Source organism: Gaiella sp., assembly GCF_057140465.1.
The window spans coordinates 1-17,059 of the sequence record NZ_DBNHWK010000071.1; the positions used below are offsets into that span (position 1 = coordinate 1).

Sequence of the window (17,059 nt, forward strand, 5' to 3'; positions counted from 1 at the left end):
CGGCACCGGAGACGGCCGGCGCGCCGGCCGAGAGCGCGCCGGAGGAGCCCGCGGTGGCCGAGACGGCACCGGAGACGGCCGGCGCGCCGGCCGAGAGCGCGCCGGAGGAGCCCGCGGCGGCCGAGAGTGCCCCGGAGGAGCCCGCACCGGCCGAGAGTGCCCCGGAGGAGCCCGCACCGGCCGAGAGCGCGCCGGAGGAAGCCGCACCGGCCGAGAGTGCCCCGGAGGAAGCCGCACCGGCCGAGAGTGCCCCGGAGGAGCCCGCGGCGGCTGCCGACGAGGCGTCGACGGCGGCAGGGGTCGCCGAGGGGAGTGAGACCACGTGAGCAACACGACCGAGATCAGCGCGGGGCTCGTCAAGGAGCTCCGTGACCGCACCGGCGCCGGGATGATGGACTGCAAGCGCGCGCTCCAGGAGACCGGGGGGGACGTCGATGCAGCCGTGACGCTGCTCCGGGAGAAGGGAATGGCGGCCGCAGGGAAGCGGGCCGACCGGGCGACCACCGAGGGGCTGGTCGGCGTCGTCCTGGAGGAGGACGCCGGGACGATCGTCGGCGTGGGGTGCGAGACGGAGCCCGTGTCGCGCAGCGACGAGTTCCGCGGCTTCGCCGAGGCCGTGCTCCGAGCAGTCCACGCGGACGGCCCCGGTGCCGTCGATGGGCTCGAGCCCGAGCGACTGGAGCTGATGGGCAAGCTCGGTGAGAACATCGTCGTCGTCGGAGCCAGGCGCCTCGAAGGCGGGACGCTGGCCCAGTACGTGCACCCGCCGGCGAACAAGATCGGCGTCCTCGTGAAGCTCGACGGAGGCAGCGCCGAGCTCGCACGGCAGCTCGCGATGCACATCTCCTTCGGGAGGCCGGAGTGGCGCACGCGCGACGACGTCCCGGCCGAGACCGTCGAGGCCGAGCGACGCATCTACCTCAACTCCGAGGAAGTGCGGTCGAAGCCCGAGGCGGCACGTGAGAAGATCGTCGACGGGATGCTCGCCAAGCGCTTCTTCGCCGCGATGCCGGGAGGTGTCCTCGTCGACCAGGCCTGGATTCACGACCAGTCGAAGTCGGTCGGCCAGGTGCTCGCGGAAGAGAACGCCACGGTCGAGGACTTCGCCCTCGTGTCGGTCGCGGGCGCGTGACCGCCCGTCCGGAAGAGGCGACGCAGGTCGCGCCGACCGGCGTGGCAACGCCGTTTCGGCGTGTCCTGCTGAAGCTCTCCGGAGAGAGCCTGATGGGCGATCGCGAGTACGGCGTCGACCCGAAGACCGTCGGGTCGATCGCCCACGAGGTCGTGCTCGTGCACGCGCGCGGGACGGAGCTCGCGATCGTCGTCGGCGGCGGCAACTTCTACCGGGGCATGAGTGCTGCGGCGGAGGGGATGGACCGGGCGACGGCCGACTACGCCGGAATGCTCGCGACGCTCCTCAACGCGCTCGCGCTCCAGGACGCTCTCGAGCGCCTCGGCGTCCAGACGCGCGTCCAGTCGGCGATCGAGGTGTCCGAGGTCGCGGAGCCGTACATCAGGCGTCGGGCGATCCGTCACCTCGAGAAGGGGCGGGTCGTGATCTTCGCCGCCGGGACGGGCAACCCGTTCTTCACCACCGACACGGCGGCGGCGCTGCGCGCGCTCGAGATCGGGGCCGAGGCGATCCTGATGGCCAAGAACGGCGTCGCGGGCGTGTACGACGGCGACCCGAAGCTCGACGCCGACGCGAAGTTCATCCCCGAGCTGACGCATCTGGAGGCGATCGAGCGCGGGCTCCGCGTCATGGACACGACCGCCCTCTCGCTGTGCATGGACAACCACCTGCCGATCCACGTCTTCGAGCTTGCGGACGGGAACATCGACCGCGTCGCCGCCGGCGAGCGGATCGGCACGCTCGTCGAGACCCGGAAGGAGGACTGACATGGGCGCCATCGAGGACTTCCTCGCCGACTGCGAACGACGCATGGACAAGTCGATCGAGGCAACTCGTCAGGAGTTCAACAGCGTGCGTACCGGGCGAGCCTCGACCGCGCTGCTCGACAGGATCACCGTCGACTACTACGGCACGCCGACGCCTCTCAACACGATCGCGTCGCTGAGCACGCCGGAGCCGCGGCTGCTCTCCGTGCAGCCGTACGACCCGTCGTCGATCAAGACGATCGAGAAGGCGATCATGGAGTCCGACCTCGGGCTCACGCCGTCGAACGACGGCAAGGTGATCCGCCTGCCGATCCCGCAGCTGACCGAGGAGCGTCGCAAGGAGCTCGTCAAGCTCGTCCGGCGGTATGCGGAGGACGGGCGCGTCGCGGTCCGCAACGTGCGACGGGACGTGATGCGCCATCTCGAGGAGCTGGTGCGCAACGGCGAGGTCGGCGACGACGAAGAGCGGCGGGCCGAGGCGCAGGCGCAGAAGCTCACGGACGACCACGTCCAGCGCATCGACGAGCTGCTGAAGGCGAAGGAAGCCGAGATCATGGAGGTCTGAGCACGTTCGTCGCCGCCCGGCCTGCTTCGGCGGTCCAGGCGACGGCGGCCTGCTCCGAGCGGCGACGACGCCGGCGAGGGCACCGATGACGACATCGCGGCACGACACGTACGCGGATCCCACGCTCCACCAACCGGCACCGGCCGTTCCAGGGTGCGTCGCGATCATCATGGACGGGAACGGCCGCTGGGCGAGAGCGCACGGGCGGCCCGTCGCGGACGGCCACCGGGAGGGCACGCGTGCGCTCCGGCGCACCGTCGAGGCAGCGATCGACGTCGGGATCTCGTCCCTCGTCGTGTACGCGTTCTCGACCGAGAACTGGGCGCGGCCCCCGCACGAGGTCGCGACGCTGATGGAGATCCTCTCCGAGACGATCGACCGCGAGCTCCCCGACCTCGCTCGGCAGGGTGTCCGCACACGCTTCATCGGTCGGCGCGATCGTGTCCCCGACTGGTTGGGCGAGAAGATGGACGAGCTCGAGCAGGCGACGGCAGGGCTCGGAACGCTCGGGCTGTGGATCGCGTTCGACTACGGCGGGCGTACCGAGCTCGTCGACGCAGCCCGCCGGCTGATCGCCGACGGTGTCGCACCGGACGCGGTCGACGAGGCCGCCGTCGCCGCTCGCCTCTACGCGCCCGACCTCCCCGAGGTCGACCTGCTCGTACGCACCTCGGGAGAGCTCCGGATCTCGAACTTCCTGCTCTGGGAGGCGGCATACGCGGAGCTCGTCTTCACCGAGACGCTGTGGCCGGACTTCGACGAGAACGACCTGCGCCAGGCGATCGACGAGTACGCGCGGCGCGGCCGGCGATTCGGAGCGCGCTGACCGATGAGCCCGTTCTGGTCGCGCATCGTCGTCGCGGCCGTCCTCCTTCCTCTCGTGATCGGGCTCGTCTACCTCGACGGCTGGTGGTTGACGGGCCTCGCCCTCGCGGGCGGCCTGCTCGCCCTCCACGAGCTGTACGCGATCGGTGGGACGCTCCGCCCCCTGCGTCTCGGCGGCTATGCCGCGGCAGTGGCGACGCTCGTCGGCCTCCAGCTCGGCGGCATCCCGTGGATGGCGATCGGCCTCCTCTCGACGCTCTGCTTCGCGTTCCTGGTCTTCCTGCTCTCGCAGTCGCGGCCCGCGTTCACGGCTGCGGTCTCGACGACGACGGCGGGCGTCCTGTGGGTGATCGGTGGCATCGCATGCCTCGTGCTCGTCCGGGACGTCCCCGACTACGGCTGGTGGACGATCGTGGCCGTCCTGTTCGCGGTGTTCGCGAGCGATACGTTCGCGTACTTCGTGGGACGGGCGATCGGCCGCCACAAGATGGCCCCGGCGATCTCCCCCGGCAAGTCGTGGGAGGGCTTCCTCGCCGGGCTCGTCGCGGGCGTCACGGTCGCCTTCCTCGTCCTCTACGGCGATCGGGAGGAGTTCCTCTCGATCCCCGAGTCTCTCGTCCTCGGTGCCGCGGTGGTGGTCGCCGGGGTGCTGGGGGACCTCTTCGAGTCGGCGGTCAAACGGGACCTCGGCGTCAAGGACTCCGGCCGCGTGCTCGCAGGGCACGGAGGCGTCCTCGACCGTATCGACTCCCTGCTCTTCGCCGGCCCGGCCGCCTACGCCGTGCTCCTCGCCTTCGGCGTAACGTGAGCTGAATCGGCATCCGCGCCCGTCCCGGGTACCCTTCCAGCCGATGAGACGGATCGCCCTGCTCGGCGCGACGGGCTCGATCGGCCGACAGGCGATCGAGGTCGTCGGCGACCATCCCGGGCTCGAGATCTGCGCACTCCATTCCGGATCGACTCCCCTCGACGCCCTCGCCGCCGCGCACGGGGTCGAGCACGTGCAGGTCGGCGGCGACGGAACCGATCTGCTGGAGTCGTCGGAGCCCGACCTCGTGCTGAACGCGATCGTCGGGTTCGCCGGCGTCGGCGCCACCCTGTGGGCGCTCGAGAACGGCGTCGATCTCGCGCTCGCCAACAAGGAGAGCCTCGTCGCCGCGGGGAGCCTCGCGACCGAAGCCCGTCGTCGCGGCGGTGGCCTCCTTCTCCCCGTCGACAGCGAGCACTCGGCGCTCCACCAGTGCCTCGAGGGCAGGAGTGCCGCCGAGGTCGACTCGCTCGTCCTGACCGCGTCCGGTGGGCCCTTCAGGGGCCGAACACGTGCCGAGCTCAGCGACGTCACGGCAGCAGAGGCGCTCGCCCATCCGACCTGGCACATGGGGCCCAAGATCACCGTCGACTCCGCCACGCTCGCCAACAAGGGGCTCGAGCTCATCGAGGCCCACTGGCTGTTCGGCGTCCCCTACGAGCGGATCGAGATCGTCGTCCATCCGTCGTCGATCGTGCACGGGATCGTCCGCTTCCGCGACGGGGCTTCGCTCGCGCACGTCGGGGTGCCCGACATGCGGGTGCCGATCTCCTACGCGCTCACCTACCCGAAGCGGGCGGCGACATCGGTACCGGGCCTCGACCTCGCGGCAGGCCTGACGCTGTCCTTCGAGGCGCCCGACACCGAGACCTTCCCGCTGCTCGAACTCGCGCGTGCCGCCGGGGAGCGTGGAGGGACGTTCCCGTGCGCGTACAACGCGGCCAACGAGGTCGCCGTCGAGGCCTTCCTCGACGGGCGCATCCGGTTCCTCGACATCGCCGAGGCGGTCGCGGACGCGCTCGAGGCCGTCGACGGCGCGCCGGCGCGCGACCTCGCCGAGCTCGTGGAAGCCGACGCCGAGGCGCGGGCCGCTGCGACGAGGAGGCTCGTCACGGCATGACGATCTTCGTCGCCATCCTCGGCCTCGGCGTCCTCATCTTCGTGCACGAGCTCGGCCACTTCCTCGCGTCGCTCGCGCTGCGGATGCGACCCCGCAAGTTCTACGTGGGCTTCCCGCCGGCGGTCCTGAAGACGACGCGCAACGGCATCGAGTACGGGCTCGGTGCGATCCCCCTCGGAGGCTTCGTGAAGATCCCGGGGATGCACCGACCCGCCCCCTCCGACGTCGACCACGCCTTCGCGCGAGCCCTCGATGACGCGCCCGGTCTCGTCGGATCCGTCGACCGCCTCCGCGGCACGCTCGCGGCGGGCGATCACGAGGCTGCGCGCGAGAGGGTCGCCGAGCTCCGCGAGCTGCTTCCCATGAAGCACCTCTCGCCGGGCGCGTTGCACGCTGCCGAGAAGGGGCTGACGGACATCGACGACGCGCTCGGCCCGGATGCGTACTGGCGGGCACCGACGTGGAAGCGGGTGACCGCGATCGCGGCAGGGCCCGTCGCCAACATCCTCTTCGCGATCGTCCTCTTCACCGTCCTGTTCATGTCGAGCGGGGGGCGTGCCACGAGCGTCATCGACGCGGTCAGCCCGGGGTCGCCCGCAGCGCTCATGGGTCTCCAGGCAGGCGATCGGATCACCGAGATCGACGGGGCCCGAGTCGGGCCGCAGATGATCCCGAAGACGATCTCCGGATCGGGAGGGCGGACGCTGACGCTCGTCGTCGTGCGCGACGGAGAGCGCGTGACGCTCCCGCCGGCCTCCGCGCGCCCGTCGGACGACGGTGTCTACCGCCTCGGGTTCGCGCTGCGCGGCGAAGGGCTGTCGCTCCCGGCGGCCGCCGGGGAGGCCGTGCGCGTGACAGGGCTCGTCACCAAGGACATCGGAGCGGCCCTCGGAAGGCTCGTCACGCGCGAAGGGCGAGAGGACATCGCGAGCCCGGTCGGAATCGTGCAGGGGTCGTCCGACGCAGCGGAGCGCGGCGCGGACAGCTTCTTCTGGGTGCTGGGCCTGATCTCGCTCTCGATCGCCCTCCTCAACCTCCTCCCGCTCCTCCCGCTCGACGGTGGCCATATCGTGTTCGCTCTCCTCGAGGGCGTGCGGGGTCGTACCGTGCGCAGGGAGATCTACGAGCGCGTCTCGTTCGTGGGCATCGGGCTCGTGCTCCTCTTGTTCTTCATCGGGCTCTCGAACGACATCAACCGGCTCTCGTAGGCTCGATCGGCCCGCGTCCGAACGGGTCCCCGAGCGGTAGTGCGACCGCGAGCCGCCGGGCGTACTCCGCTCGCGGGACGGCGACGGCGCCGAGGGACGCCAGGTGCGCGCTCTGCCACTGCGCGTCGAGCAGCCTGCGGTCGTCGTCGCCTGCGCTCCGGAGGAGCTCGACGAGCGCCCAGAGTGCTGCCTTCGACGCGTCGGCACGACGGGTGAACATCGACTCGGCCGCGAACAGGCCGCCGACGGCAACGCCGTACAGCCCTCCGGCGAGGCCGTCCTCGTCCCAGGCCTCGAGGGAGTGGGCCCACCCGAGCCGATGGAGCGCTTCGTAGGCCTCGCGTATCTGCTCGTCGATCCACGCGCCGGGCCGCCGGGGGTCGGCGCATGCGCGGATGACCCTGTCGAAGGCCGTGTCGACCCTGATCTGGAAGCGTCGCCGTGAACGACGGAGGCGCCGCGAGACGTGGAAGGCTCTGAGTGGGAAGACCGCCCGCTCGGCCGGTGAGAACCACCCGGTGCTCCCTGCGAACGGCATCGGAAAGAGCCCGAGACGGTAGGCCTCGAGGAGCGTGCCCGCGTCGAGGTCGCCGCCGACGGCCCAGAGGTCGCCGGGGAAGTCGTCGGGAGCGGAGATCAGCTCCCACCGCGACGGTGGTGGCTCGATCGGGCTCACGACCGAGCGCGGACCGGCCGTCCGTGATCGACGCGGAGGCGCGAGGTCGACGGGGGACGGGCGAAGGCGCTCGGATGCACGGTGCACGGTCTCCGCGGTGGCCAGGCGGTCGACGCCGCCGGTGTCCGAGGTCGTGGACCGTCCCGGAGGCGCGTCTCTACACTACGCGCGATGGCGAGCGCGGTGCAGATCCGGGTCGGGAACGTCGCCCTCGGCGGTGGGGCGCCCGTCGCGGTGCAGTCGATGACGCTGACGAAGACGCACGACGTCGAGGCGACGACCGCGCAGATCGCCGCGCTCGCGTCGGCGGGATGCGAGATCGTCCGCGTCGCCGTCCCGAAGCGGGAGGACGCCGATGCGCTGCCGCTGATCGTGCGGCTCTCGCCGCTGCCGGTGATCGCCGACATCCACTTCAACGCCTCCCTCGCCCTGCGCGCGATCGACGCGGGCGTGGCGGCGGTTCGCATCAACCCCGGGAACATCGGTGGGCCGGACCGCGTGGAAGAGGTCGTACTGGCTGCCAAGCAGGCCGGCATCTCGATGCGGATCGGTGCGAACTCGGGCTCGCTGCCGGCGCACCTCCACGACGTCGCACAGCGCGATCAGGCCGAGGCGCTCGTGGCGGCGGCGCTCGAGGAGGTGGAGCTGCTCGAGCGCCTCGACTACCGCGACTTCAAGATCTCCGTGAAGTCGACGCACGTCCCGACGATGATCCGCGCCTACCGGATGCTCGCCGCGAAGGTGCCGTACCCGCTCCACCTCGGGGTGACGGAGGCCGGGACGCCGTTCGCGGGGTCGATCAAGAGCGCGATCGGGATCGGCGCGCTGCTGGCGGACGGGATCGGCGACACGTTCCGCGTCTCCCTGACGGCCGACCCGGTGCGCGAGGTCGAGGTCGCCTGGGAGATCCTGAAGGCGCTCGGGCTGCGGGAGCGCGGCCCGGTGATGATCGCGTGCCCGTCGTGCGGCCGGGACAACGTCGGCGTCGAGACCCTCGCCGAGGTCGTCGAGGAGCGGCTCCGTGCGTATCCGCAGGCGATCGAGGTCGCGGTGATGGGCTGCGCCGTGAACGGCCCGGGCGAGGCCGGCGACGCCGACTTCGGGATCGCGGGAGGCCGGGACGTGGGGTTCATCTACGCCCACGGCCGGGTGCTGCGGAAGGTCCCGTCGGAGGTGTTGATCGACGAGCTCTTCCACGAGATCGACAAGTGGATCGCCGACGGGATGGTGCGCCCGAAGCGCCTCAAGATGGCCAAGCCGGCCGCGCTCGCGATGGCCGAGGCGAGCCTGATCCCGCTCGAGTAGCTCGTCTGTTGTCCGCACGGGCGGCGGGGTGATCGATTAGCCTTGGTGGCCAGTGGTTGCGCGCGCCTCCCAGCTGTTCGTGCCGACTCTCCGCGACGCACCCGCAGACGCCGAAGCGGTCTCCCACAAGCTCCTCGTCCGCGGCGCGTTCATCCGCCAGGTGTCCGCCGGCGTGTGGACGTTCCTCCCACTCGGCTGGAGGGTGCACCAGAAGGTCGTGCAGATCGTCCGCGAGGAGATGGACGCGATCGGCGGCCAGGAGATGCTGATGCCCGTCCTGACACCGGCCGAGCTCTGGCAGCGCACCGGGCGCTACCGCATCCCCGAGGTGTTCAAGCTCAACGACCGTGCGGGCCGGGAGTTCGTGCTGCCGATGACCCACGAAGAGACGGTGACGTTCCACGCGCGCGAGATCCAGAGCTACCGCGAGCTGCCGCAGATCCTCTACCACTTCTCGGTGAAGGACCGGGACGAGCCGCGCCCGCGCGGGGGACTGCTCCGGGTCCGGGAGTTCGTGATGAAGGACTCCTACTCGTTCGACCGGGACGACGAGGGGCTCGATCGCGCCTTTCAGGCCCATCGCGGCGCGTACGAGCGCATCTTCGAGCGCTGCGGGATCGAGACCTACGGGGTGGAGGCGGAGTCGGGGATGATGGGGGGGAGCGAGTCGGTCGACTTCCTCGCGCCGTCGGGCTCCGGCGAGAACACCCTCGTGACCTGCGAGGCCGGTGACTTCGCGGCCGACCTCGAGATCGCCCGCGGCGTCCCGCGACCGCCCGTGTTCCCGCCGCCGCTCGACCGGCCCGACGAGGTCGCGACACCCGGTGTGACGACGATCGAGGCGCTCGCCGAGTTGCTCGGGATCGATGCCGCGGCGACCTCGAAGGCGATGCCGGTGACCAAGGAGGACGGCACGGTCGTGCTCGCGCTCGTTCGCGGTGACGATCGCCTCGAGCCGAACAAGCTCGCCGAAGCGCTGGCAGCAGCGTCACGCCCGGCGACCGACGACGAGATCCGTGCCGCCTTCGGCGCGTCTGGCGGCTCGCTCGGTCCCGTCGGGTTCGCGGGCGAGATCGTGGCGGACGAGACGCTCCGCGAGGGCCAGTTCGTGACGGGCGCGAACCGTGACGGCTGGCACCTCCGCGGCGTCGAGGCGGGGCGCGACTTCGCGCCGCGGTTCGCCGACCTGCGCGAGTCCCGGGACGGTGACACGTGTCCGCGTTGCGGCGGCAGGCTGCGCTTCCAGACGGCAATCGAGGTGGGGCACATCTTCAAGCTGGGCACGACGTACTCCGACCCGCTCGAGGCGACCTTCCTCGACGAGTCCGGCGTCGAGCGGCCGCTGGTGATGGGCAGCTACGGGATCGGGCCGGGTCGGGTGCTCGCGGCCGCGGTCGAGCAGCGCCACGACGACCGGGGGATCCTCTGGCCGCCGGCGATCGCCCCGTTCGACGTGCACGTCCTGGCGTTGTCGGCCGGGTCGGCGGAGGTGGCCGACGTCGCCGCTGCCGCTGCCGACGAGCTCGACCGTGCAGGGCACGCGGTGCTGCTCGACGAGCGCGACGAGCGGCCCGGTGAGAAGTTCGCGGACGCGGACCTGCTGGGATGTCCGGTTCGTGTGACGATCGGAAAGAAGACACTGGGGGACGGCGCCGTGGACGTGCGCCGCCGCTCCGCCGATGCCGACGAACGGATCGCACGGAGCATGCTCCTGACGTGGATGGAGGACGACTGATGGCGAGACGACGAACGTTCAGCGACGAGGCGCTCGGACCCACGATCGAGCGACTGATGATGGAGACGGGGACGACCTACCGCGCACTCGCGGGGAAGACGGAGCTCTCCGCCGGCTACCTCAACCACATCGTCCACGGCAACCGCCCGGTTCCGTCGACGGACGTGCTCGCGCGGATCGCGAAGGCACTCGGCGCCAAGCCCGAGTACTTCCGCGAGGTCCGGATCCGCGTGATCACCGAGAAGCTCGAGACGATGCCGGACCTCGTCGACCGGCTCTACAAGCGGTTGGGCTCGTAGGGCCCCGACGCACGGAGGGGGACCGGCCGGGCGGGGTCGAAGGGCCTCCGCGCAGGAGGACCGGTGGCCGAACGCCCTCGGCGGCCCTCAGTCGTCGATCTCGACGAGCTCCAGCGCTGTCGTCGTCTCGATCGCCGACCCGATCGAGCGGTAGACCGGGCAGAACGGCATGTGGCGGTCGAACGCCCGCTGCACAGCCGCCCGGTCGACGTCCCGCGGGACGCGCAGTGTGTACACGACGTGAATGCGCGTGATCACCAGCACGCCGTCGTGCGCCTCGACCTCTCCGGCCGCCTCGCTCGTGAGCTTCCCTGCTGCCGCATCGACGTGACGCGCCTCCAGCGCGCCCCCGAAGGTGCCGGTGAGTCACCCGGCGGCGGCGGCGACGATATGGTCGAGCGTCGTCGACCGTTCGGCGTCGCTGCCACGTGGGACGCCGTAGTGGTCCGCCACCTCGTCGTGGACGCCGAACCACACCGGCTCATCGGCCCCCGGGAGCTCGGCGCGACGGAGCGGGCCCTTCACCCGCTCGATGCGCACGCGCGACGTGTACACGACGTCGGCCACGGAGACAGCCTACGCGTCCTGCACGCGGCACACGGAACGACGCGGCGGGGGACGCTACGATGTGGGCTCGCGGGGCGTGGCGCAGCCTGGTTAGCGCGCTAGTCTGGGGGACTAGAGGTCCCGAGTTCAAATCTCGGCGCCCCGATCACACGAAAGCCCCGCTCAGGCGGGGTTTTCGCATTCCAGGGCGAGAACGCATCCGGCCTCGTACAGAGGGCAATCCGCGGCCGGGGCGGTTCGGTTTCAGCGTTGGCGACACCATGCCGGTGCCGCTGATGCGGGCGAGCGCGTCCGGGAGCAAGTGGCCGTACGTCGCCTCGATCTGGCCGACGCTCGGACTCCAACCCTCGACCCCTCCGAGCGCCGCGGAGAGACGGCTACATATGGGGCCCGGCGGGTCCGAGGGCCAGCGCGACAGCCTCCTCCACGCTCATCTGTCCGCCTGCCTCCCAGGCGGCGTCGAACGACGCGTCGTCGAGTTGGCCCCGAAGTGCCGCGGTCACGTCGTTCACCCGCTCAGTCATCCACGACTCGGGGGAGAAGCCGATCTCCTCGAACACGGCCAGGGCGCGGGAGACCAGACGGGCGGCGACCTCCGGTCTTCGGTCCCGGAGGTGGATGTCCGCGAACCGGACGAGATCCATCCCCACGAAGGGGATGTTCCCGAGCTCTCGGTCGATGCGGAACGACTGAACGAGGAGCTCACGCGCTTCGTCGAGCCGACCTTCGTCCGCAGCCCTGTCGGAGAGCGCCCCGAGCGAGCGTGCCTCGATCTCGCGGTGACCGTGGGCGCGGGACTGCTCCAGGTTCTCCTCGGTCAGCCGCCAGAAGCGTTCCGTGTCACCGAGCTTCCCGTATGTCCAGGCGCGGGTCCGGTTGGCGGCGATCGCGACATCCCATGCTCCGAGGTCACGCAGGACGGGGATGACATCGTCGAGGATCGCGAGCGTCTCCGACCACTTCGCGTCTCGTGTGAGCAGCCACGCTTCCTGCAGCCGCGCAAGCGCGCTCAGATATGGATCCCCGAGTGCGGCGGCGATCGACGCCGCCTCGTCGAGGCGCCGTCGGCGAGTCGGCCCATCAGCTCCGTCGACGTCTTCTGCGGCGCTTGCAGCGATGAGAGCGAGACAGCGTGCCGACGTACGCTCCGGGTCTGCCTCCAGCGCGCTCTCGAGACGTGTTCGCCCCTCGGCGATGTACCCGCGCGTGAACCAGAAATCCCGGAGAGACGCCACCGCGCGAAGGACGCGCTGCGACTGTCCCGCCGCGGCAGCGACGTCGAGCGCTCCTCGGACGTTGTCCACCTCGACGTCCACGCGATCGACCCAGCCGGCGTCCATCACGACGACCGTTCCCTCCTCGGCGAGCTCGAGGAAGAACGCCGCGTGCTTCTGCTGCAGCTCCTCGGCTTCGCCCGACGCCTGGAGCCGCTCGCCCGCGTACTCGCGAATCGTCTCGAGCATCCAGTAGCGAGGGCCCAGCTTGGAGTCGCGCTTTCTCAGCAGGCTCCTGTCGAGCAGTGACTGCAGGGTGTCGGGATCGGCGCCTGCGATCTCCTCGGCCGCCTCGTACGTGCAGCCGCCGCTGAAGACGGCGAGGCGGCGAAAGAGACGCTGCTCGTCGTCCGGGATGAGGTCATGCGACCAGGCGATGGTCGCGCGCAGCGTCTGCTGGCGGGGATCGGCGTCGCGTTCGCCCTTCAGCAGGTCGAGTCGCTGCGCGAGCCGCTGGAGCAGCTGCTCGGGGCTGAAGATCGCCGTTCGCGCAGCGGCGAGCTCGAGCGCGAGCGGGAGCTCGTCGAGGCGAAGGCAGAGCTCCCGCACGGCCTCGCTCGAGGCGAAGACCGGATCGACCGCGCGCGCGCGGGCAAGGAAGAGCGCCTCCCCATCCGCCTCGGCGAGCGGTGGCACGGGGTAGGTCTGCTCGCCGGAGACGCGCAAACGCTCCCTGCTCGTAACGAGGACATCGACGTTGGGACATTTCCCGAGGAGGTGCGCGAGCTCGGGCGCAGCATCGACGACGTGCTCGAAGTTGTCGAAGAGGCAGAGCATCCGCTTGTCCGCGATGTGCTCGGCGAGGCCGGCCTTCGCGCCGAGCGCCTGACCGGCGGTCGCGAGCACGAGCGTTGGGTCGCGCAGGGGCGCGAGCGGGATCCAGTAGACGCCGTCGGGGTACGCATCAGAGGCGAGGCCGGCGACCTGCAGGGCGAGCCGCGTCTTCCCCGTCCCACCAGGCCCCGTCAGGGTGAGCAGACGGACGTCCTCGGCGGAGAGGAGCTCGACAACGGCCTGCAGCTCGCGCTCGCGGCCCAGGAACGGGGTCGCCGGGACGGGCAGGTTGGTGCGGTACAGCGACTTCAGGGCAGGGAAGTCGCCCTCGCCGAGTTGGTAGATGCGCTCGGGCGCCGAGAGATCCTTGAGCCGGTGCTCGCCGAGATCGCGGAGCTCGAGGTCGACGAGCTGGGCGGTAGCGGCGGAGACGAGCACCTGCCGGCCGTGACCGGCCGCGGCGATGCGGGCGGCGCGGTGGACGTCCACGCCGACGTACCCCTCCTCGGTGAGGAGTGGTGTCCCTGTGTGCACGCCGACGCGCACGGCGATCGGGCCGGAGGCGAGGGCCTCGCTGAAGGCCGACGCTGCTGCCAGCCCGCCTGGCGCCGTCGGGAAGGCGAAGAAGAAGGCATCTCCCTGTGTGTCGACCTCGACCCCGCCCTGCGACGCACAGGCCTCCCGGACCACCCGACGGTGCTCGGCGAGCGCCTCGGCGTACGCGTCGGCGCCGAGATCGTGCAGAAGCTTCGTCGACCCCTCGACGTCCGTGAAGAGGAAGGTGACGGTACCGGCCGGGAGATCCGCTCGCATGCTGCGTGATCATCCGCCCACCGCGATCCGGCGTCCAGTCGTGCGCTCGCTTCTCGAGAGAGGGACTGCCTCCTGGGCCAGTGCTCGGGAACGTCACCTGATGGAGAGCAGGGGGCCGAGGTGAAGTCCACGACGACCTTCTCCCGGGTCGACCTCATGTGCACTGAAGCCGTGGAACGTCGTGGAGGCTGAGGCGATCGCGGACGGATCGTCGGGTACGGCACAACGCATGACGAGGAGGCTGAGCACGCTGCATGCACCGTGCCCAGGCGGGACTCCTGCATCTCGATCCACTTCGTGGAGGTTCCGCTGAGGTAGATTGCCCCTCTCGCCAATCGCACCTTCAGGAAGGAGTCGCGATGAGTTCGATCAGGGAGACGGCCGAGCAGTTCTTCGAGGCCTGTGATTCCGGCGCGGGCTGGGAGGGCTGCCGCGCCTTCTGCCACGACGGCGCGACATTCTCCGCACAGGCCGACGCGCTCCAGGGCATCGAGACCGTCGAGGGGTACGCCGACTGGATGAAGGGGCTCCTCGGGCCGCTGCCCGACGCCAGCTACGAGGTTCGCTCGTTCGCCGTCGACGAGGCTCGGCAGAACGTCGCCGCCTACGGCGTCTTCCGTGGGACGCACACGGGCGAGGGCGGGCCGGTGCCGCCGACGGGGAAGGCGGCCGAGGCCGACTACGTCTACGTCATGGACTTCGACGGTGACCGGATCCGCCACCTGACGAAGATCTGGAACGACGCGATCAGCCTGCAGCAACTCGGCTGGGCATAGCGGCGTCGCCGCAGCCCGCGCCGTCCCGTGGCCCGTGAGGGCGCCCACGGGGCCTGCGCGCTCAGGCGAGCTCGACGAGGACCGGCAGGTGGTCGGAGCCGACCCGGGGGCCGAGCTCGGCGCGGGCGCGCACCCCACGACCGACGAGGCAGCCGTCGATGGAGATGCGAAGGGGCGGGGGCAGCGCCGGCCACGAGCCGGCGACGAGGCCGCCCGGGAGCAGCGCGCGAAGGTCGCCCGCCGCGAGCGCCCGGCGCAGCGAGCGCGTCCAGGCCGGGGCGTTGAGGTCGCCGCACACGACGGCACTCGAGCCGTGTGCGCGGGCCCATCCACCAATCGCCGACAGCGCCTCCTCGTGCGCGCCCTGGTCGCCCGGTAGCAGCGCCGACGGCGGATGCGTGACGAGCAGCCAGGCCGTACGTCCGTCCGGAAGGGCGATCCGACCCTCGAGGGCGTGGCGTCCGCCGCGAGGCACGCGCACGACCACCGCGCCTCGCAGGGGCCCGCGTCCGTAGAGGCCGATCCCGCTCGTTCCCGGCCCCGGCGCCGTGGCGCGCACGCGGTGCTCCCGCAGGACGGGTGCGAGGGCACGCGCCCAGGCGGGCGTGAGCTCGCTGAGCGCGATCACGTCCGGACGCTCGCGCTCGATGAGCCGCGAGACGGCATCGACGTCGTCGTTGCGGGCCCAGAGGTTGAGCGCCAGCACGCGGACGACCGGCCGGTCGTCGATGGGCGGCTCAGGACGTGGGTCGGTGAGCGCCGGGACGAGGAGTGCGACCCCGAGCACCGCCAGCCCGAGGCCGGCGATCCCGACCCAGCGCGGCCCGAGCGCGAGAGCGACGACGGTCGCGACGAGCAGCACGAGCGTCAACTGGGGGCGGAAGAGCGCGAGCGCCGTCCCCGGCCACACGATCCCGTCGAGCAGTCCGCCCGCCACGCTCGTGGCGAGCACCGCGACGAGGATCACGATCGCCCTGCGCACAGCGACATCGTGCCTCCGGCGGCCGATCGTCGCACTCCGCCCGCCGCCGGGGCGCGGCCGGACCGCCCGTCTCAGACGAGCTGGAGCGAGACGCCGCCGTCGACGATCAGCGTCTGACCGGTGAGGAACGCCGCCTCGTCGCTGGCGAGGTAGAGGAACGTCGCCGCGATGTCCTCCGGGCGCCCGTTGCGGCCCACGGGGACGGCGTCGGCGAAGGTCTCCAGCCCTGCAGGCCCGAGGGAGTTGACCGGATCGCTGGACTGCGGCGTGACGACGACCCCGGGGGCCACGGCGTTGACCGTGATCCCGTCGCGCGCGACGTCGAGGGCGAGCGTCCGGACGAGCCCGACGATGCCCGCCTTCGCGGAGGTGTAGTGGACGTGATCCGGCCAGCCGTAGTGCGCACCCGCGATCGAGCTCGTCGCGATCAGTCGCCCCCGACCCTGCGCGCGCATCGTCGGGATCGCCTCGCGGAAGCAGCGGAACACGCCGACCAGGTCGACGTCGAGCAGTCGGTGGAACTCGTCGTCCGAGAGCTCGGCGCTCGGCACCCGGCGCGCGATCCCGGCATTGGCGACGACGACGTCGAGCCCACCGAGACCGTCGACCGCCGACCGCATCAGCCGCGCGACGTCGGACGCGTCGGAGACGTCGACCTCGACGGCGATCGCCTTCCCGCCGAGCGCGGTCACGGTGTCGAGCACGGGTCGCACGTCGTGGGGATCCCCGGGGTACCAGCCGAGCACGACCGCGGCGCCCGCCTCCGCATACAGCCGCGCGGTCGCCGCACCGATGCCGGATGCCGCGCCCGTGATCACCGCGACCTTGCCGTCCAGACGGAACACGACACCCATTCCATCACGTCGGCCGATCGACCGCAGCGATGCTCCGCCCGGTCGTCCGGGTGCTCCCGCGCCGGTTGCGCCCATGGGAGGCGTCGTGCAACGCTCGGGCGGGTCGACACGAGAGGAGAGCAGGTGGTCATTCGCATCTGGAGGGGATGGACGACCAAGGAGCAGGCGGACACGTACGAGCAGCTGCTGCGCGAGGAGATCGTCCCGGGCATCGAGGCGCGCGCCGTCCCGGGGTTCCTCGGGATCACGCTCGCGAGACGGCCGCTCGGTGCCGAGACGGAGTTCGTCACGCTCATGCGCTTCGCGAGCCTCGACGCGGTTCGCTCGTTCGCCGGCGACGAGTACGAGCGTGCGTACGTCCCGGACGCGGCTCGGCGCGTCCTCGCGCGGTTCGAGGAGCGCTCCAGCCACTACGAGATCGTCGAGGATCGTCCCGCGCCGTCGCGCGGCTCGACGGGCTGAGAGGCACGCCGACACGCGGCAGCGGGCGCTCGCCGTCTCCGTAGTTCCGGGTAACGCCAATCCGCAGGGCCGCTGATGCAGCGGACGACGGCGCACGCGAGCATGAGCAGGCGAGGT

19 protein-coding genes and 1 tRNA gene are annotated in these 17,059 nt (G+C 71.3%); 14 read left to right on the forward strand and 6 right to left on the reverse strand.

What is annotated here, in order from left to right; genetic code table 11:
* From AC162C_RS10525 to AC162C_RS10560, 8 genes are all read left to right on the forward strand, one after another.
* A partial coding sequence (locus tag AC162C_RS10525) for a hypothetical protein (protein ID WP_484097509.1) occupies positions 1-326 on the forward strand: 326 nt, incomplete at its 5' end.
* On the forward strand, positions 323-1,132 hold the full coding sequence (gene tsf, locus AC162C_RS10530; protein ID WP_484097510.1) for a translation elongation factor Ts: 810 nt from the start codon (positions 323-325) through the stop codon (positions 1,130-1,132). The genes AC162C_RS10525 and tsf, both read left to right, overlap by 4 nt.
* A gap of 41 nt (positions 1,133-1,173) precedes the next feature.
* Entirely contained in the window at positions 1,174-1,899 is a 726-nt protein-coding gene (pyrH, locus tag AC162C_RS10535; RefSeq protein WP_484097548.1) for a UMP kinase, read from the forward strand.
* A gap of 1 nt (position 1,900) precedes the next feature.
* Entirely contained in the window at positions 1,901-2,464 is a 564-nt protein-coding gene (frr, locus tag AC162C_RS10540; protein ID WP_484097511.1) for a ribosome recycling factor, read from the forward strand.
* 85 nt (positions 2,465-2,549) lie between these two features.
* The gene (gene uppS, locus AC162C_RS10545; protein WP_484097512.1) at positions 2,550-3,290 is read left to right on the forward strand and encodes a polyprenyl diphosphate synthase; all 741 of its coding nucleotides are present in this window, start codon (positions 2,550-2,552) and stop codon (positions 3,288-3,290) included.
* 3 nt (positions 3,291-3,293) lie between these two features.
* Positions 3,294-4,097: a phosphatidate cytidylyltransferase gene (locus AC162C_RS10550; RefSeq protein ID WP_484097513.1), complete on the forward strand. Its 804-nt coding sequence runs from the start codon at positions 3,294-3,296 to the stop codon at positions 4,095-4,097.
* Between the two features lie 43 nt (positions 4,098-4,140).
* Positions 4,141-5,217 carry a 1-deoxy-D-xylulose-5-phosphate reductoisomerase gene (gene dxr, locus AC162C_RS10555; RefSeq protein WP_484097514.1) on the forward strand — a complete coding sequence of 359 codons (1,077 nt, stop codon included), beginning with the start codon at positions 4,141-4,143 and terminating at the stop codon, positions 5,215-5,217.
* Positions 5,214-6,425, forward strand: a complete 1,212-nt coding sequence (locus AC162C_RS10560; RefSeq protein WP_484097515.1) for a M50 family metallopeptidase — start codon at positions 5,214-5,216, stop codon at positions 6,423-6,425. The genes dxr and AC162C_RS10560 overlap by 4 nt, the downstream gene beginning before the upstream one ends.
* Here the strand turns inward: AC162C_RS10560 and aat are convergent.
* Entirely contained in the window at positions 6,409-7,101 is a 693-nt protein-coding gene (gene aat / locus AC162C_RS10565; RefSeq protein ID WP_484097516.1) for a leucyl/phenylalanyl-tRNA--protein transferase, read from the reverse strand. The genes AC162C_RS10560 and aat overlap by 17 nt on opposite strands.
* 171 nt (positions 7,102-7,272) lie before the next feature.
* Between aat and ispG the strand changes: the two genes are divergently transcribed.
* From ispG to AC162C_RS10580, 3 genes are read left to right on the forward strand one after another with little or no spacing between them, the layout of a single operon-like run.
* Positions 7,273-8,406: a flavodoxin-dependent (E)-4-hydroxy-3-methylbut-2-enyl-diphosphate synthase gene (gene ispG / locus AC162C_RS10570; RefSeq protein WP_484097517.1), complete on the forward strand. Its 1,134-nt coding sequence runs from the start codon at positions 7,273-7,275 to the stop codon at positions 8,404-8,406.
* Between the two features lie 52 nt (positions 8,407-8,458).
* A complete protein-coding gene (locus tag AC162C_RS10575) occupies positions 8,459-10,141 on the forward strand; it encodes a proline--tRNA ligase (protein WP_484097518.1) in 1,683 nt (560 codons plus the stop codon).
* A complete protein-coding gene (locus AC162C_RS10580) occupies positions 10,141-10,440 on the forward strand; it encodes a helix-turn-helix domain-containing protein (protein ID WP_484097519.1) in 300 nt (99 codons plus the stop codon). The genes AC162C_RS10575 and AC162C_RS10580 overlap by 1 nt, the downstream gene beginning before the upstream one ends.
* A gap of 87 nt (positions 10,441-10,527) precedes the next feature.
* On the opposite strand, the gene AC162C_RS10585 is transcribed toward AC162C_RS10580, so the two are convergent.
* Together AC162C_RS10585 and AC162C_RS10590 are read right to left on the reverse strand one after the other, a co-directional pair.
* On the reverse strand, positions 10,528-10,704 hold the full coding sequence (locus tag AC162C_RS10585) for a hypothetical protein (RefSeq protein ID WP_484097520.1): 177 nt from the start codon (positions 10,702-10,704) through the stop codon (positions 10,528-10,530).
* A 102-nt stretch (positions 10,705-10,806) separates the two neighbouring features.
* Positions 10,807-11,007 carry a hypothetical protein gene (locus AC162C_RS10590; protein ID WP_462973645.1) on the reverse strand — a complete coding sequence of 67 codons (201 nt, stop codon included), beginning with the start codon at positions 11,005-11,007 and terminating at the stop codon, positions 10,807-10,809.
* Positions 11,008-11,077: 70 nt separating this feature from the next.
* Between AC162C_RS10590 and AC162C_RS10595 the strand changes: the two genes are divergently transcribed.
* Positions 11,078-11,152: transfer RNA gene (locus tag AC162C_RS10595), tRNA-Pro, on the forward strand.
* 232 nt (positions 11,153-11,384) lie between these two features.
* On the opposite strand, the gene AC162C_RS10600 is transcribed toward AC162C_RS10595, so the two are convergent.
* Positions 11,385-13,868 (reverse strand): ATP-binding protein, encoded by a 2,484-nt coding sequence (locus tag AC162C_RS10600; protein ID WP_484097521.1) that lies wholly within the window; start codon positions 13,866-13,868, stop codon positions 11,385-11,387.
* A 359-nt stretch (positions 13,869-14,227) separates the two neighbouring features.
* Between AC162C_RS10600 and AC162C_RS10605 the strand changes: the two genes are divergently transcribed.
* On the forward strand, positions 14,228-14,644 hold the full coding sequence (locus AC162C_RS10605; protein WP_484097522.1) for an ester cyclase: 417 nt from the start codon (positions 14,228-14,230) through the stop codon (positions 14,642-14,644).
* A 61-nt stretch (positions 14,645-14,705) separates the two neighbouring features.
* Here the strand turns inward: AC162C_RS10605 and AC162C_RS10610 are convergent, their stop codons facing one another.
* Positions 14,706-15,626, reverse strand: coding sequence for an endonuclease/exonuclease/phosphatase family protein (locus tag AC162C_RS10610; RefSeq protein WP_484097523.1), 921 nt, complete (start codon positions 15,624-15,626; stop codon positions 14,706-14,708).
* A 71-nt stretch (positions 15,627-15,697) separates the two neighbouring features.
* Entirely contained in the window at positions 15,698-16,471 is a 774-nt protein-coding gene (locus AC162C_RS10615; protein ID WP_484097524.1) for an SDR family NAD(P)-dependent oxidoreductase, read from the reverse strand.
* 132 nt (positions 16,472-16,603) lie between these two features.
* Between AC162C_RS10615 and AC162C_RS10620 the strand changes: the two genes are divergently transcribed.
* The gene (locus AC162C_RS10620) at positions 16,604-16,942 is read left to right on the forward strand and encodes an antibiotic biosynthesis monooxygenase family protein (RefSeq protein WP_484097525.1); all 339 of its coding nucleotides are present in this window, start codon (positions 16,604-16,606) and stop codon (positions 16,940-16,942) included.
* Positions 16,943-17,059: the final 117 nt, after the last annotated feature.